Source organism: Pseudomonas sp. MPR-R2A5 (genome assembly GCF_058793055.1).
Window position 1 is genome coordinate 1 of sequence record NZ_JBXAFK010000085.1, and the last position, 16,758, is coordinate 16,758.

General features: G+C 64.4%; 7 protein-coding genes. 2 read left to right on the top strand and 5 right to left on the bottom strand.

The window, feature by feature from the left end; all coding sequences use genetic code 11:
• Together AC1Q6I_RS33770 and AC1Q6I_RS33775 are read right to left on the bottom strand one after the other, a co-directional pair.
• A partial coding sequence (locus AC1Q6I_RS33770) for a condensation domain-containing protein (protein ID WP_256581653.1) occupies positions 1 to 1,621 on the bottom strand: 1,621 nt, incomplete at its 3' end.
• A gap of 3 nt (positions 1,622 to 1,624) precedes the next feature.
• Positions 1,625 to 12,559, bottom strand: coding sequence for a non-ribosomal peptide synthase/polyketide synthase (locus tag AC1Q6I_RS33775; RefSeq protein WP_492618416.1), 10,935 nt, complete (start codon positions 12,557 to 12,559; stop codon positions 1,625 to 1,627).
• Positions 12,560 to 12,768: 209 nt separating this feature from the next.
• On the opposite strand from AC1Q6I_RS33775, the gene AC1Q6I_RS33780 reads away from it, so the two are divergent.
• Positions 12,769 to 13,020: a type II toxin-antitoxin system HicA family toxin gene (locus tag AC1Q6I_RS33780; protein ID WP_024076056.1), complete on the top strand. Its 252-nt coding sequence runs from the start codon at positions 12,769 to 12,771 to the stop codon at positions 13,018 to 13,020.
• Positions 13,017 to 13,376 (top strand): type II toxin-antitoxin system HicB family antitoxin, encoded by a 360-nt coding sequence (locus AC1Q6I_RS33785; RefSeq protein ID WP_024076057.1) that lies wholly within the window; start codon positions 13,017 to 13,019, stop codon positions 13,374 to 13,376. Before AC1Q6I_RS33780 ends, AC1Q6I_RS33785 begins: the two co-directional genes overlap by 4 nt.
• On the opposite strand, the gene AC1Q6I_RS33790 is transcribed toward AC1Q6I_RS33785, so the two are convergent.
• From AC1Q6I_RS33790 to AC1Q6I_RS33800, 3 genes are read right to left on the bottom strand one after another with little or no spacing between them, the layout of a single operon-like run.
• On the bottom strand, positions 13,377 to 14,549 hold the full coding sequence (locus AC1Q6I_RS33790) for an MFS transporter (protein ID WP_102625607.1): 1,173 nt from the start codon (positions 14,547 to 14,549) through the stop codon (positions 13,377 to 13,379).
• Between the two features lie 40 nt (positions 14,550 to 14,589).
• On the bottom strand, positions 14,590 to 15,945 hold the full coding sequence (locus tag AC1Q6I_RS33795) for an MATE family efflux transporter (protein ID WP_069076464.1): 1,356 nt from the start codon (positions 15,943 to 15,945) through the stop codon (positions 14,590 to 14,592).
• Between the two features lie 26 nt (positions 15,946 to 15,971).
• The gene (locus tag AC1Q6I_RS33800) at positions 15,972 to 16,544 is read right to left on the bottom strand and encodes a DUF2239 family protein (RefSeq protein ID WP_102625608.1); all 573 of its coding nucleotides are present in this window, start codon (positions 16,542 to 16,544) and stop codon (positions 15,972 to 15,974) included.
• Positions 16,545 to 16,758: the final 214 nt, after the last annotated feature.

The window sequence follows — 16,758 nt, forward strand, 5'->3', positions numbered from 1 at the left end:
CCAGGCGATTGGCGCGGCGGTTCAGCTCGGCATAGCTCAACGAAACGTCACCGAAACGCAACGCTGGCGCCTGCGGTGCACGCGCGACCTGCGCTTCTATCAGCTCATGCACGCAACGCTGCACTGGGTAGTCCCGCGCGGTGGCGTTCCATTGGTAAACGATTTGCTCGCGCTCAGCCGCGTCCAGCACCGCCAGGTCCTGCAACGGCAACGCCGGGTTGGCCACGGCCACGCGCAACAGGCCCAGCCAGTGGCGCAGCATGCGCGACGCCGTGGCGGCGCCGAACAGGTCGGTGGCGTAGGTCAACGAGGCCCGCACGCCATCGGCGCTTTCCTGGGTGTCCAGGCTCAGGTCGAACTGGGCGCTGCGGGTCTCCCATTCCAGGTTGGCCACGCGCAGGCCAGGCAGTTGTCGGGCGCTCGCCTGGGTGTTGGCCTGATGGTTGAACATCACCTGGAACAACGGGTTGTGGCTCAAGGTACGTTCCGGTTGCAACGCCTCGACCAACTGCTCGAAGGGCAGGTCCTGGTGGGCCTGGGCTTCCAAGGCGCGGCGCTTGGTGTGCTGGAGCAATTGAGCAAAGCTCATTTGGCCGTCGAGATCGGCCTTGAGCACCTGGGTGTTGACGAAAAAGCCGATCAGCGATTCGGTCTCGACGCGGTTGCGGTTGGCAATCGGCACGCCGACCCGGATGTCCTGCTGGCCGCTGTAGCGATACAGAAACGCCTGGAACGACGCCAGCAGCAGCATGAACAGCGTCACGCCTTCACCCTGGGCCAAGGCTTTCACCCCGGCCACCAGCGCGGGTTCCAGGGCGATGTCCTGGCGCGCGCCCAGGAAGCTCTGTTGCGCCGGACGCGGGTGATCGAGGGGCAGCTCCAGCACCGGTTGCGTGCCACCGAGTAGCTCACGCCAATAGGCCAACTGCCGCGCCTTCTCGCCCGCTTCCATCCAGCGGCGTTGCCATAGGGCGTAGTCAGCGTACTGGATCGGCAACGGCGCCAGGGTGCAGTCCTCGCCCTGGCTGTAGGCCGCGTAGCGTTGCATCAGCTCCTGCACCATCACGCCCATGGACCAACCGTCCGAGACAATATGGTGCTGCACCAGCACCAGCACATGCTCGTCTTCACTCAGGGTGAGCAGGCTGACCCGCAGCAGCGGACCTTGCTGCAAATCGAACGGCCGCGCGATTTCGGCTTCCACGCGCGCCTTGAGCCGGGCCTCGTCGACCGGGCTTTCAGCGATCCGGACCACGGCATGGGCCAGCACTTCCTGGGAACGCTGTTCATCGCCCAGGTGCAAACGGGTGCGCAGGCTTTCATGCCGCGCCACCAGGGCATCGAAGCTGCGTTGCAGGGCAGCCTTGTCCAGCCGCCCGCTCAGGCGCAGGGCTCCGGGGACGTGATACGCGGCGCTGTCCGGGTCGAGCTGCCAGAGGAACCACTGGCGCTCTTGGGCGTAGGACAGCGGCAAGTGTTGGCCGTCCTCGCGGATCGCGGCAATCGGCAATTGAGCGAAACTCATGCCACGGCTTTGCAGACGTTGATAGAACTGCTGGCGCTGTTCCAGCGGCAAGCGAAGAAAGCGCGAGACCAGGTCGATATTCGGGTTGGAAAGCATGGTTCAAATCGCCTCTAGTTCGCTCAAAAAGTCACGAAGGTCATCAAAATCTTCCGCCGTACCCGCGCGGAAGGTGGCAGCCGCCTGGGCATAGGCGCGCAGTGAATCGGTCTGGAACACTTCCACCAGCGGCACTTCCAGGCCCAGTTCAGCCTGGACCCGCGAGGTGATCTGGATGGCCAGCAGCGAATGGCCGCCGACTTCGAAGAAGTTGTCGTTCAAGCCCACCTTCGGCAGACGCAGCACCTCGGCCCAGATCGCGGCGATCTGTTGCTCCAGCTCGGTTTCAGGCGCCACGTAGTGTTGTTGCAACTGGCTCGGGTCCGGCGCGGGCAAGCCCTTGCGGTCGAGCTTGCCGTTGGGGGTCAGCGGCATCTGCGCGAGGAACATGAAGTGCGCCGGCACCATGTAGTCCGGCAGGCGGGACTTGAGGGCGCGGCGCAGGGCATCGCGGAACTCCACCGCGTTGATCAGGGCGGGGTCGGCAGGCACCACATAGGCCACCAGTTGCTTGCCGGTCGGGCCGTCCTGGGCCACGACCACAGTTTCGCCGACGCTGTCCTGCTCACGCAGGCGCGCTTCGATTTCACCCAGTTCGATGCGGAAGCCGCGGATCTTCACTTGATGGTCGACGCGGCCGAGGTAATCCACCACGCCATCCGGACGGCCACGGGTCAGGTCGCCGCTGCGGTACACGCGGCTGCCGGGTTTGCCGAAGGGGTCTGGCACGAAGCGTTCGGCGGTCAGGGCCGGACGTTCCAAGTACCCCCGGGCCACACCCTCCCCGCCCAGGTACAACTCGCCGGCCACGCCGATGGGTTGCAGGTTGAGTTGCGCGTCCAGCACATAGCCGCTGCGGTTGCCGAGCAATGTGCCGATGGGCGCATAGACCGCACCGCACGGGTCCCCCTTGCGGGCCTTCCACAGCAACGGCGTGACCACGGTTTCGGTTGGGCCGTAGCCATTGAACAGGTAGGTCGGTTTCAGCGCACGCCAGGCCAGGTCGTAGCTGGCTTGCGCCACCGCATCGCCGCCGAAGCAGTACACCCGCACGGCCGGTGGGTTGCCGTCGCGCTCGGCATGCTCGGCCAGCTGTTGCAGGTACACCGGCGGGAACACGGCCATCGTCACCTGGTGGCGATGCATCTGCGCGTAGGTGTATTCGGGCAACCACAGGCTGTCATCGCGGATCAGCACGCTCGCGCCATTGATCAGCGGGTGCATCCAGCCTTCGTGGGAACCGTCGAAGGCGAACGACATGAAGTGCAGTTCGCAATCGGCCGGCGAGGTTTCATAGCGCTCGCCCGTGGCAATGATGTGCGCCACCAGCGGGCCGTGGGACACCGCCACGCCCTTGGGCAGGCCGGTGGAGCCGGAGGTGTAGATCACGTAGGCGAGGTTGTCGCCGTGCAGCTTCACGTCTGGAGCCGTGTCGCTGTAATCGGCCCATTCCTCGGTGCGATCGATCGCCAAACTGTCGAGACCTTCGGGAATCGGCAGTTGCTGCAACGCCCGCGTATGCGTCAGCAGCAACCGGGCGCGGCTGTCTTGCATCATGTACAGCAGGCGATCACGCGGGTATTCGATATCCAGCGGCACATACACCCCACCCGCCTTCAACACGGCGAGGAACGCCACCATGATCTCGGCGCTGCGCGGCATGGCAATCGCCACGCGCACTTCCGGGCCCACACCACGGGCGATCAGTGCGCGGGCCAGGCGGTTGGCCTGGCGGTCCAGCTCGCCGTAAGTCAGGGTCTGCGCGTCGAACTTCACCGCCACGGCCTCCGGTGTTTCAGCGGCACGGTCGGCGACCAATTCGTGCACCAGGCGCGTGGCCGGGAAGCCGGAATCGGTGCGGTTCCACAGTTGCAAGATGTGCTGCTGTTCGTCGCGATCCAGCAGGTTCAATTGGCCAATGCTCTGCGCCTGATCATCGACCATCGCCTGCAACAGGTTCTGCCAGTGGCGCGCCATGCGCTCGATGGTCGAGGCGTCGAACAGATCGGTGGCATAACTCAGCGAGGCGCCCAGTTGCTCCGGGGACTCTTCGATATCCAGGGTCAGGTCGAATTGCGCGACGGCTTCGTCCCAGCTCACCGGGCTCATGTCCAACTGCGCCAGGCTCCGTAAATGCCGGCCGGACTGGCTGATATGGTGGTTGAACGCGACCTGGAACAACGGGCTAAGGCTCAGGCTGCGCTCCGGCTGCAGGGCTTCGACCAACTGCTCGAACGGGAGGTCCTGGTGGGCCTGGGCCTCCAGCGCGCGCTGTTTGACCTGGGCCAGCAACTGGCGGACGGTGGTGTGCCCGTCGATGTCAGCCTTGAGTACCTGGGTGTTGACGAAGAAGCCGATCAGGCCCTCGATCTCCACGCGGTTGCGGTTGGCGATGGGCACGCCGACGCGAATATCCCGTTGGCCGCTGTAGCGATGCAACAGCGCCTGGTAAGCCCCCAGCAACAGCATGAACACGGTCACGCCTTCACGCTGGGCGAGGGCCTGGAGACGCTCGACCAACGGCACCGGCAGCGCAATATTCAGGCGCGCGCCACGATGGGTAGGCACCGCCGGGCGCTGATGATCGAACGGCAGCTCCAGCACCGGTTGTTCGCCCCCCAGCAGGTCTCGCCAGTAAGCCAGTTGGCGAGCCTTCTCCCCCGCCTCCATCCAGTCGCGCTGCCACTGCGCGTAATCGGCGTACTGGATCGGCAAGGCCGGCAGTTGCAGCATTTGGCCCTGGCTATAGGCGGCGTAGAGTTGCACCAGTTCATCGACCATCACCTGCATCGACCAGCCATCGGAGATGATGTGGTGCTGCACCAGCACCAAGACATGCTCGTCCTCGGCCAGGCGCAACAGGCTGACACGCATCAGCGGGCCCTGGCGCAGGTCGAACGGTTGGGTGATGCGCGCTTCGACCTGCGCCTTGAGGTGGGCTTCATCGGTGTCGACCGGGTGCAATTCGATCCGCGCCCGCGGGCTGATCACTTGAACGGTACGACCGGCCTCTGGCTGGAAGTGGGTACGCAGGCTTTCGTGGCGCGCCACCAGCGTATCGAAGGCGCGCTGCAGGGCGTCGCGATCCAGCCGGCCTTTCAGGCGCAAGGCGCGGGGCACATGGTAGGCGGCGCTGTGCGGGTCCAGTTGCCAAAGGAACCACTGGCGCTCCTGGGCATAGGACAGGGCCAAGGGTTGGTCACGTTCGGCCCGCTCAATCCGGGTGATTGCAACGCGGGCCTGGGTCAAGGCGCGGACAAAGTTGCCCAGCACAGGCTGCTCAAACAACGCCTTCACATTCACGTCCAGGCCCAAGCCATGGCGCATACGTGACACAGCTTGGGTGGCCAATAGGGAGTGGCCGCCCAGCTCGAAGAAATGGTCGTGCATCCCGACACGTTCCACGTCGAGTACCTCAGCCCAGATCGCGGCGACCTGTTGCTCCAGCTCGCTGCTCGGCGCGAGGTACTCACGGCCGACGACATCGGGCTTGGGCAGGGCTTTGCGGTCCAGCTTGCCGTTAGGACTGAGCGGCATCTGCTCCAGTCGCAGCCATTGGGCCGGCACCATATAGTCCGGCAAATGGCTGGCCAGGTGAGCGCTCAAGACCTCACGCCAATCCTCCTCGGCGCCTTGCAGCACCAGGTAGCCGACCAGGTATTTGCCGTCGACCGCCAACACCGCGGCCTCACGCACCCAGTCGTGCTCCAGCAGGCGCGCTTCGATTTCACCCAGCTCGATACGCAGGCCACGCAATTTCACCTGATGGTCAATGCGCCCGGCGTATTCGATCACGCCGTCGTCGCGATAACGCGCCAGGTCGCCGGTGCGGTACAGGCGCTCACCTTTTACGAAAGGGTTGGCAATGAAACGCTCGGCGGTCAGCGCCGGACGACGGTGATACCCCCGCGCCAGGCCGACGCCACCCAGGTACAACTCGCCCAACACGCCGACCGGGGCGGGCTCGAAGTTGTTGTCGAGGATGTAGCAGCCGAGGTTGGCAATCGGACGGCCAATCGGTACGGCGTCGCGACCTTCGTCGAGGCAGGTCCAGTGAGTCACATCGATGGCCGCTTCGGTCGGGCCGTACAGGTTGTACAGCGCGGCGTGCGGAAGCTTGGCGAACACCTGCTGCTGTGCGTCCACCGGCAAGGCTTCGCCACTGCACACGATGCGTTGCAGGCTGTGGCAATGGGCGACTTCCGGGTCCTGGAGGAACGCCTGCAACATCGACGGCACGAAGTGCAGCGTGGTGATCTGTTCAGCCTTGATCAGGCTGATCAGCTTGGCTGGATCGCGGTGATCCCCCGGCGCTGCCACAACCAGACGCGAACCGGTCATCAGCGGCCAGAAGAATTCCCACACCGACACGTCGAAGCTGAACGGGGTCTTTTGCAGCACGCTGTCGCTGGCATCCAGGGTGTAGGCTTCCTGCATCCAGTGCAGGCGGTTGAGCAACGCCGCATGCCGGTTGCCCGCCCCCTTGGGTTGGCCGGTGGAGCCGGAGGTGTAGATCACGTAGGCCAGGTTTTCGCCGTCCAAGGCGATGCCGGGGTTCTCTTCGCTGTAGCCTTCGAATGTTGATTCACCCAACACCAGGGTTTCCAAACCTTGGGGGATCGGCAATTGCGCCAGCACCTGCGCCTGGGTCAGCAGCAGCTTCACGCCGCTGTCTTCGAGCATGTAGGCCAGGCGTTCGCGCGGGTATTCCGGGTCCAGCGGCACGTATGCACCGCCGGCCTTGAGCACCGCCAGCAAGCCGACCACCATTTCGACGGAACGCTCCAGCGCCAGCCCCACCAGCACATCCGGCCCGACGCCTGCCTCGAGCAAACGATGGGCCAGGCGATTGGCGCGGCGGTTCAGCTCGGCATAGCTCAGCGACACATCGCCGAAGTGCAACGCCGGTGCAGCCGGTGTGCGGGCGACCTGCGCTTCAATCAGCTCATGCACGCAACGCTGCAACGGGTAGTCCCGCGCGGTGGCATTCCAGTCGCCGAGCACCTGGCGGCGCGCGGCCTCCGTCAGCGACGGCAAATCCCCCAGGCGCTGCGCTGTGGTGCTGGCCAAGCCTTGCAACAGGTACTGGAAGTGCGTGGCCAGTTGCTCGATCTGCGCCTCACTGAACACCTGCACATCAAAGCTGAACTCGAATTCCAGGCCCGCGCCTGCCCCCAACAAGACGGTCAGCGGGTAGTGGGTCTGCTCGATGTTCTGCACATCACTGAAGGTCAACCCGGCCGGCGCGCCAGCGGCCAGCGCGGCGGAAACCGGATAGTTTTCAAACACCAGCAGCGTGTCGAACAACGCCGCGCCACTGGCGCCCGCCCAACGCTGGATATCGAACAAGGGCGTGTGCTCGTGCTCACGCAAGCTGAGGTTCTGTGCCTGTACCTGTTGCAACCACTCACTGACCCACAAGGTCGGGTTCGGGGTGGCGATCACCGGCAAGGTATTGATGAACAGCCCGACCTGCTGCTCCACACCCGGCAACCCCGCCGGCCGCCCGGCCACCGTGGCGCCGAACACCACGGTGTCCTGGCCGGTCTGGCGTTGCAGCAGCAACAGCCAGGCGGCTTGCACCAGCGTGTTCAGGGTGATTTTGTGGGCCTGGGCAAACGCCTTGAGTGGCGCGGTCTGCGCGACGCTCAGGGCCAGGGCGTAGCTGCCCTTGGCCGAAGAATGCTCGGTCGGGGTGGCGCGCGCCAAGCGCGTCGGCGCCTGCAACGTGGCCAACTGGCCTTTCCAGAACGCCTCGCTGGCCGACGAGTCCTGGCCTTGCAACCAGCCAATGTAGTCGCGGTAATGCCCTTGCAGCGCCGGCAACGGCTGGCCGACATAGTGCTGCAAGACCTCCCCCAGCAATTGCGCCCGGCTCCAACCGTCCAACAGGATGTGATGGTTGGTGAGGATCAGGTGGAAACGATTGACACCGATACGCACCAGTTTCAGGCTGAGCAACGGCGCCCGATCCAACACGAAACCTTGTGCGCGCGTGGATTCGCTCAACGCATCCAATGCCGCTTGCGGGTCTGGTTGCGCCTGCCAGTCGCACTCGACGAAGGGCAAGGCGCTCTCGCGATACACCGCTTGCAACGGCTGCGCCTGGTCCTGCTGCCAGATAAACCCGGTGCGCAACATGTCGTGCCGCGCCAGCACCTGCTCCCAGGCGCGTTTGAAGCGCGGCACGTCCAGGCCGTGGAGATTGGCGCGCAGCTGGCTGACATAGATTGCATCCTGGCCCTGCTGGTACAGGCTGTGGAACAGCATGCCCTGTTGCATCGGTGACAGTGGGTACAGGTCCTGCACGTCGCGCGATGGCAGCGCCAGGTCGTCCAGTTGCCGTTGAGTGAGGCGGGCCAGGCTGACATCGGCCGGCGTGAAAGTACCGTGTTGCGGATCGACGCAATGCTCGATCAGCGCCAACAGCTCGCGCTGGTAATCGTCCGCCAGGCCCTGAAGGGTCGAGGCCTGGAACATCTCGCGGCTGAAGCCCCATTGCAGCGCCAGTTCGCCACCGTACACCTGGCCCTCCACCGTCAGCCAGTTGGCCAGCGGTGCTGCCGGGTCCTGGGCCTGGCCACTGCCTTGGCTGGCGGGTACGAACAGCGCCGACTCATCGAACTGGCGGTCGAACTGGCCCAGGTAGTTGAAGGTGATGCGCGGCGCGGCCAACCCGGCGAGGGACGCGCGGGCCTCGGGCGTGCCCAGATAACGCAGCAGGCCGTAGCCCAGGCCCTTGTCGGGCACGGCACGCAGTTGCTCCTTGACCGCTTTGATCGCGCTCGACAACTCGCCCTCAGCTTGCAGGCGGACCGGGAACAGGCTGGTGAACCAACCGACGGTGCGGGTCAGGTCGAGCCCATCGAACAGGTCTTCGCGGCCATGGCCTTCGAGCTGGATCAGCGCGGCAGGCTGGCCGCTCCAACGGCAGATCACGCGGACCAACGCGGTCAGCAGCAGGTCATTGACCTGGGTGCGATAGGCCAGCGGCGCGTCCTGCAACAACCGGCGGGTCTGCTCGGCATTGAGGCGGGTCTCGAGCCTGCCCTCCAGGTGGTTTTGCAGGCCGCCCTGGGGGTTGTCGCACGGCAGCTCGGTGTCGCTGGACTGGGCCTGCCAGTACGGCAATTGCGCGCTGAGGGTGCTTGCATGGGCCTGCAACTGCCGCGCCCAGTGCTGGTAGGCGCTGGTCTTGTTTGGCAAGGGCTGCTCGCGATAAGCCTGTTGCAGGTCCTCCAGCAGAATGCGCCAGGACACGCCATCGACCACCAGGTGGTGCACCACCAGCAGCAAGCGTTGTGTGCCATCGGCCAGGCTGACCAACGCGGCACGCAGCAGCGGGCCTTGCGCCAGGTCGAGGCTGCGCTGGGCTTCGTCACACAGTGCTGCCAGCTCAGCATCGGTGCTCGCGTGGGATTGCCACAACGCCGCCTCCGTCACCGGCACGGCGTAGGCTTGCTGCCAGCCGTCGCCCTGTGGGGTAAAACGCAGGCGCAGGGCGTCGTGATGGTTGATCAAGTGCGTCAAGGCGGCGTCCAGCCGCGCAGGCTCCAGCGCCTCGCGCGGGGTCAGCAACAGTGACTGGTTCCAATGCTCGCGCGCCGGGATCGCCTGGGCGAAAAAACCCTGCTGCACCGGGGTCAGGATCACCTCCCCGCTCACCGGGCCCTGATCGATAACGATCGACGCGTCCTGGCTCGCTACCCGCGCCAGGCTGCGCACACTCTGGTACTGGAACAGGTCGCGCGGGCTCAGGCGTATGCCCGCCTGGCGCGCACGGCTGACCACCTGGATGGAGATGATCGAGTCGCCGCCCAGTTCGAAAAAGTTGTCGTCCAGGCCGACCTGCTCGACCCCGAGCACATCGCGCCAGATCGCCGCCAACGCTTTCTGTACAGGCTCCTGCGGGGCCGCGAATGCCTGCTGCGCCACGGCTTCCGGCACTGGCAAGGCCTTGCGGTCGAGCTTGCCGTTGGCGGTCACCGGCAGCTGGTCCAGGGTGATCAAGTGGGTGGGGACCATGTACTCCGGCAAGCTGTCGAGCAGCCAGGCCTTGAGGTCGATTGGCGCGTCGCCATTCGGCACCAGGTACGCCACCAACTGCTTGCCGCCGTGAACCAGCACCACGGCTTCACGTACGCCGGGGTGCTGCATCAGTTGCGCTTCAATTTCGCCCAGCTCGATGCGCAGGCCGCGCAACTTGACCTGATGATCGAGGCGGCCCAGGTATTCGAGCACGCCGTCGGCCCGTTGGCGCACGCGGTCGCCGGTACGGTACAGGCGCTCCCCCGCAACGAACGGGCTCGGCACAAAGCGCTCCGCCGTCAACCCAGGGCGCCGATGGTAACTGCGCGCCAGGCCGGTGCCGCCCAGGTACAGCTCGCCGGATACGCCAGCGGGCACGGGGTTGAGCTGGGCGTCGAGCACATAGGTGGCGAGGTTGGCGATCGGGCGGCCAATGGGCACGCTATCGGCGCCTTCGTCGACGCACGTCCAGTGGGTCACGTCGATGGCGGCTTCGGTCGGGCCGTAGAGGTTGTACAGGGCGGCGTTCGGCAATTTGGCGAACACCTGGCGTTGCGCGTCGAGGGGCAATGCCTCGCCGCTGCACACGATGCGCTTGAGGCGGGTACAGCGCTGCACGCCCGGCTCATGGATAAACGCCTGGAGCATCGACGGCACAAAGTGCAAGGTGGTGATGGCGTGCTGGCCGATGGTCTCGATCAGGCGCGCGGGCTCGCGGTGTTCGCCTGGCGCGGCCACCACCAGGCGAGCGCCGGTCATCAGCGGCCAGAAGAACTCCCATACCGATACGTCAAAGCTGAACGGAGTTTTCTGCAGGACCGCGTCACTGGCATCCAACGCGTAGGCCTGCTGCATCCAGCACAGGCGGTTGACCAGTGCACGGTGGCTGTTGCCGGCGCCCTTGGGCTTGCCGGTGGAGCCGGAGGTGTAGATCACGTAGGCCAGGTTCTGCGCCTGCATGGGCACCGCCGGCGAGGCGCTGCTATAGCCCTCCAGCCACAGCGCGGGCTGGTCCAGGGCAATCACCCGCAGGCCAGCGGCAGGCAACAACGGCAATAGGCTCTGTTGGCTGAGCAGCAGCGCAATGCCGCTGTCTTCGATCATGTAGGCCAGGCGTTCCTGGGGGTATTCGGGGTCCAGCGGTACATAGGCGCCACCGGCCTTGAGGATCGCCAGCAGGCCGACCACCATGTGGAGGGAGCGCTCGACACAAATCCCCACCAGCACGTCCGGGCCGACGCCCTGCTCGCGCAAGGCGTGGGCCAGTTGATTGGCGTGCGCGTCGAGTTGCGCATAGGTCAAGGTGGTGGTGCCGAACACCAGCGCCGGGGCATCCGGTGTGCGCTGCACCTGGTCTTCGATCAAGTGGTGCATGGCACGTTCAGTCGGGTACGGCGCGGCGGTCTGGTTCCAGGCCTGCACCAGCAGGTGCTGCTCGTCGGCGGCCAGCATCGGCAACTCACCGATGCGCTGCTCACCATCGGCCACCATGGCCTGCAACAGACGGATCCAGTGGCGCGCCATACGGGCGATGGAGGGCGCGTCGAACAGGTCGTTGGCGTAAGTCAGCGCGGCATGCAGGGTGCCGGACTTTTCATAGGTATCAAGGGTCAGGTCGAACTGGGTGGTGCGGCCCTGCCACTCCACCAGGGCCAGTTCCAGGCCAGAGGCAGTGCGGACCGAGGCAATGTCGGCCACCACCGGCTGGTGGTTGTACATCACCTGGAACAGCGGCGTATGGCTGAGGCTGCGCTCGACCTTCAGGGCTTCTACCAAGCGTTCGAACGGCAACTCCTGGTGGTCCTGGGCGCCCAGGGCATGCTCCTTGATGGCGTGCAGCAACTCGGCCACGCGGGTCTGCCCGGTCAGCTCGGTGCGCAGCACCTGGGTGTTGACGAAGAAGCCGATCAACCCTTCGACTTCGCTGCGATTGCGGTTGGCGATGGGCACGCCGATGCGCAGATCAACCTGCCCGGTGTAGCGATGCAACAACACGTTGAACGCGCCAAGCAGCAGCATGAACAGCGTGACATTGTGCTTTTGCGCGCAGTTGCGCAGTTGTACCGCCAGTGCCGGGTCGATTGCGAAGGTATGGCGCGTGCCCTGATAGCTGGGCATGGCCGGGCGTGGACGGTCGGTCGGCAATTCCAGTACCGGGTGCTCATCGCCCAGGCGCGCTTGCCAGTAGTCGAGCTGGCGCGCCTGCTCCCCGGCTTCCAGCCAGCAGCGCTGCCACAGGGCATAGTCGCTGTACTGGATCGGCAATGGCGGCAGTTGCGGCGTGTCGTTGCGCTCGTGGGCGTCGTAAAAGCGGATGAACTCGTCGATCAGCACGTTCATCGACCAGCCATCGGAGACGATATGGTGCAGGGTCAGCAGCAGCACGTGTTCCTGCGCGTCGAGCTTGAGCAACTGCACACGCAGCAACGGCCCGTGCTCCAGGTCGAACGGCAGCAGCGATTGACGGGTTGCCGCCTGGTTGACGGCCTGCTCGCGCGCCGTCGGCTCCAATGCGCTGATATCCAGGTGTTCGATGGCCAGCGATGGCTCGACGGCCACCTGCACCAGGCGCTCATCGGCCTGGCGCTGGAACACCGTGCGCAACGTTTCATGGCGCGCCACCAGACTGGCGAATGCCTGCTCCATGGCGCGCAGGTTCAATGCGCCCTTGAGCCGCACCGCCCCCGGCAAATTGTAGGCGCCGCTGGTCGGGTCCAGTTGCCACAGAAACCACATGCGCTGCTGCGCGTAGGACAACGCCTGGCGATCCTGCGCCTCCACCCCTGCCGGAATCGGAAACCGGGAAAAATCCACCCCTTCCTTCTGCAACGCCTGCAGGAACAGCTGGCGTTTTTCCAGGGGCAACCCGATAAACCGGCGAGCAAGTTTCAAGGAGTCTTCAGCATTCATTTCTTGGAGTCCGGAGCAATAGGCGGGAAGCACAAAGGCACGTCGTCCCTATAAAACGAACCGGAGAAGGAAAAATTAGCGGAGGGCGGGAGGCGTCGAGCAGCGCGTCATCAAGGGTTACATCAATCTCCGCTGAGTCACGCCAACTCGGGCTAGCATTGACGCACACCACTTTTTGCAACTACATTTAGTTACACGCAGGGAACGCCGTGTCCAAAAATGAAAAGCTGCTCGCCAAACTGCTCAATGAACACATGACATTCACCTGGCCCGAGCTCGTCACGCTGCTGCGTCGGCTTGGCTACACACAAATCGAGGGGGCGGGAAGCCGCGTCAAGTTCGACATCGGCGACCCCACGGCAATGATCACCTTGCACAAGCCGCACCCCGGCAACGAACTGAAACACTACATTCGTCGCCAGGTCATCGAACAATTGAGATCAGGAGACCTGATTCAGTGAACAACCAACTGAAATACAACGGCTACATCGGCTCTATCGAAGCCAGCCTCGAAGACAACTGCCTGTTCGGCAAAATCCTCTTCATCAAGGCGCTGGTCAGCTATGAAGGGAAAACCGTCGCCGAGTTGGACGCGGCCTTCCGCGAGGCCGTGGATGACTATCTCGCGACCTGCCAGACCCTGGGGCAAACCCCGGAGAAGCCATGCAAAGGCTCGTTCAATGTGCGGGTCGGCCATGACCTGCACCTGGCCGCGGCCCTGGCGGCAACCCGTAAGAAAGTCACGCTCAACGACCTGACGCGCCAGGCGTTGAACGAGTTCCTGCAACACCACGGCGCAGACCCGGCGATCGGTTGATCAGCCCAGTCGCCGATAACCCAGCACCGCCGCCCCCAACACCACGGCGCCCGCCGCCAGCGACACCCAGAAGCCGCTGGCCGCGCCAAACTGGTCGATCATCCAGCCGCAGCTGGCGGCGCCGATGGCCACGCCGATACTGAGGCCGGTGATCAGCCAGGTCATGCCTTCGGTGAGGCGGCTCGGCGGGACGATTTGTTCCACCAGGGCCATGGACACGATCAGCGTCGGGGCGAAGAACAGGCCGGAAACGAAGATCGCCACAGCCAACCCAGGGATGTTCGTCACCAACAGCAGTGGCAAGGTGGTCAACGCCGTGGCCATCCCGCAGCACAGAAACTGCCGGGGCAGCGGCGCCTTCAACTCGAGCGCGCCGAACGCCAACCCCGCCAGGCACGAACCGATGGCATACACCGACAGCACAATGCTCGCCGCTGCGGGTTGGCCCTGCTGCTGGGCAAAGGCGACACTGACCACATCCACCACGCCGACGATCACACCCATGGCCAACAGCAGGATCATCAGGATCAGTACCGACGGTGAAGCGATCAACCAGCGGCCGTGATGGCCCTGGTGCTCATGCACCGGCGGTTCCGTTGCGCGTTGCAACACAAAGACGCTGACGCCCACTGCCAGCAGCAGCGCCGCCACCAAAGGCCCGGCTTCCGGGAACAGCACGACGCTCAGGCCAACGGAGATCGGTGGGCCGATGATAAAACACACCTCATCGAGCACCGACTCCAGGGCAAACGCGGTCTGCAGCTTGGGCTGGCCGCGGTACAGCGCGGTCCAGCGCGCCCGTACCATTGCCGACATATTGGGCATGCAACCGGCCAGGGCGGCGAACAGGAACAACGTCCAGCTGGGTGCCTGGAAACGCGTACACAGCAACAGCAGCAACAACGCCCCGCCACCGATCAGCGCGGCGATCGGCAGCACCCTGCCCTGGCTGTAGCGGTCGACCAGCCGTGACACCTGCGGCGCGCAGAATGCCGTAGCCAGGGCAAATATCGCCGCCACCGACCCGGCCAAGCCATAACCGCCGTGGACCTGCGAGAGCATGGTGATCAGGCCGATACCGGCCATGGACACGGGCATGCGTGCCAGCGTCCCGGCAAGAACAAAAGCCCGGGCACCGGGCGCCTGGAACAATTCGGCGTAGGGGTTTGCCATCACTGCACTGTCTTCTTATAAGGAGGTGCGCAACCTTTTATCACACCAGCCGCTTGATCTGCTTGTGCCGCCACACCAACCGAAAGTACGTCGTCTGCAATGCCAGCATCGCCAGGTACGTCACGGGAAATGCCATCCACACCCCTTCCAGGCCGAAATGCGCGTTGAACAGATACGCCATTGGCAGTTCAACGCCCAGCACGCAGAAAATCGAGATCGCCACCGGCATCAGCACCACGCCGCTGGCACGCATGATCCCGCCGATCACCGCCTGGAAGCCGAACACCAGGATGCTCCATAGCATGATATGCAGCAGGTGTTCGGCGTTGATCCGTGCGGCGTCGTCCGTGATGAACAAGCCCAGCAACCAGTGGGATAACAGGTAGCCCAGCAGGATCAGGCCACCTGTCAGGCACAGGTTGATCAGCAACCCCGTACGCAGGATCGGCCCGATGCGTTCCAGTCGACCGGCACCAATCGCCTGGGCGCCCAGGATCGACGCGGTAATGGCAATCGACAGCGCCGGGAATTGCACATAGTTGACGATTTGGGTGACCGCGCCATAGGCCGCCGTGGCTTGTGAACCATGGCTGTTGACCAGGGCGAGGATGACCAATTCCGACAGCGACAGCACCACCATCTGCAAACCGGTAGGCAGTCCGATGCGTAGCACCTTGCCTAGAATCACCCGATCCAGACGCAAGGCCGCAAGCAGTTCACGATCCGGCGCCATCACATGGTTTTTATGACGCAGGCGCAGGATCAGAAACAGCATCGCCGACGCGTTACCCGCCAGCCCGGCATACACCGCACTCTGGATGCCCATCGGCGGCAAGCCAACCCAGCCGCGGATCAGCGCCGGGGTCAGCAGCAGGCCGACCAGGGTCGAGACCATCAGCGCCAACAACGGCGAAACCGTGTCGCTCACCCCGCGCAACAGTTGGGTGTAGAGGATAAACACCAGCAGCAGCGGCATGATCAGCATCATCATCTGGGCATAACCCACCGCGTCATCCAGCACATCGATGGGGGTGCCCAGTGCCTGCAAGGCCGGGCGCGCGAACAGGCTGCCGAGTACCGCCGCGATCAAGCCCACCAGCGCGCCGAGGGTCAAGGTGGCCCCGGTGATGGCCTTGACCATCCCGGTTTCCTGGGCGCCCCAGGCCTGGCCGATCAGCACCGAGGCCCCCGCGCCCAGGCCGATCACCAGCGCAATAAAGAAGAAGACGATGGGAAACATCCCCGACACCGCCGCCAACGCCTGGGTACCGAGCATTTGCCCGACATAGATGCCATTGAGCGTGCCGGAAAAACTCTGCAGGAAGTTGGACAGCACCATCGGTGCCAAAAATATCAGGTAGATCTGCCACAACGGCCGTTGTTGGGTGACTTCCATGGTAGTTCGAGTCCCTGGATTTATGATCAGGCAGTAAAAGCGTTGCGCGACAGCCAGGCCAGGTACGTCTGCACGTCTACCGGCCAGTGCGCGATCTGCTTGGAAAAGTCCGCCGCATCCTGGGCAAACAGCGCCCGCGCGGCATCCTCGAAACCCGGCAGGTCGCCGCCAATGGCGCTCATGAAGCGATAGCTGGCCTCCTTGGCATGGCGCATTTGATCACGGCAGGCATGGGCATTGCGCGCTTCATCGACCAATCGGCGCAACGCGGCCGAAGCGCCGCCACGCTGCTGGCCCAGCCACGCCCAGTGGCGAGGCAGCAAGGTGACTTCCCGCGCGACCACGCCCAGCTTTGGGCGCCCGACCGTGGGCACCGCGGGGGGCTCGTCATCGGTGTCTGTCGGTGCGGGTTGTTCCGGCGCATAACCTGCCGGCCAGGGATAGTCGACCTGGGTGCCGGTGGCGTCGTCAAAAACCAGGAAACTGCCCGCCGACAGGCCAAGGTCAACCAGGGCGGCAGCCACCTGAGCATAGGAACCGGCCGCCACGCGTTGGTGACGAACAAAGGCGCTGCATTGGGGAGTGATGTGTACAGGCATGACTTATTACCCGGATATTATTTATTTTACCCGGATCATATTAGCCCTAACGCTTCAACTTACAAGGCGATTCTCGTGAAACCTCCCGCCACTGAGCGCCGCCTGGACTGGCGCCCGACAGATAGGGCTGTCGTGGCGAGCGGGCTTGTTGTGGCGAGCGGGCTTGCCCCGCGTTGGGCTGCGCAGCAGCCCCAGTAAGATCACCGCGTTTTTT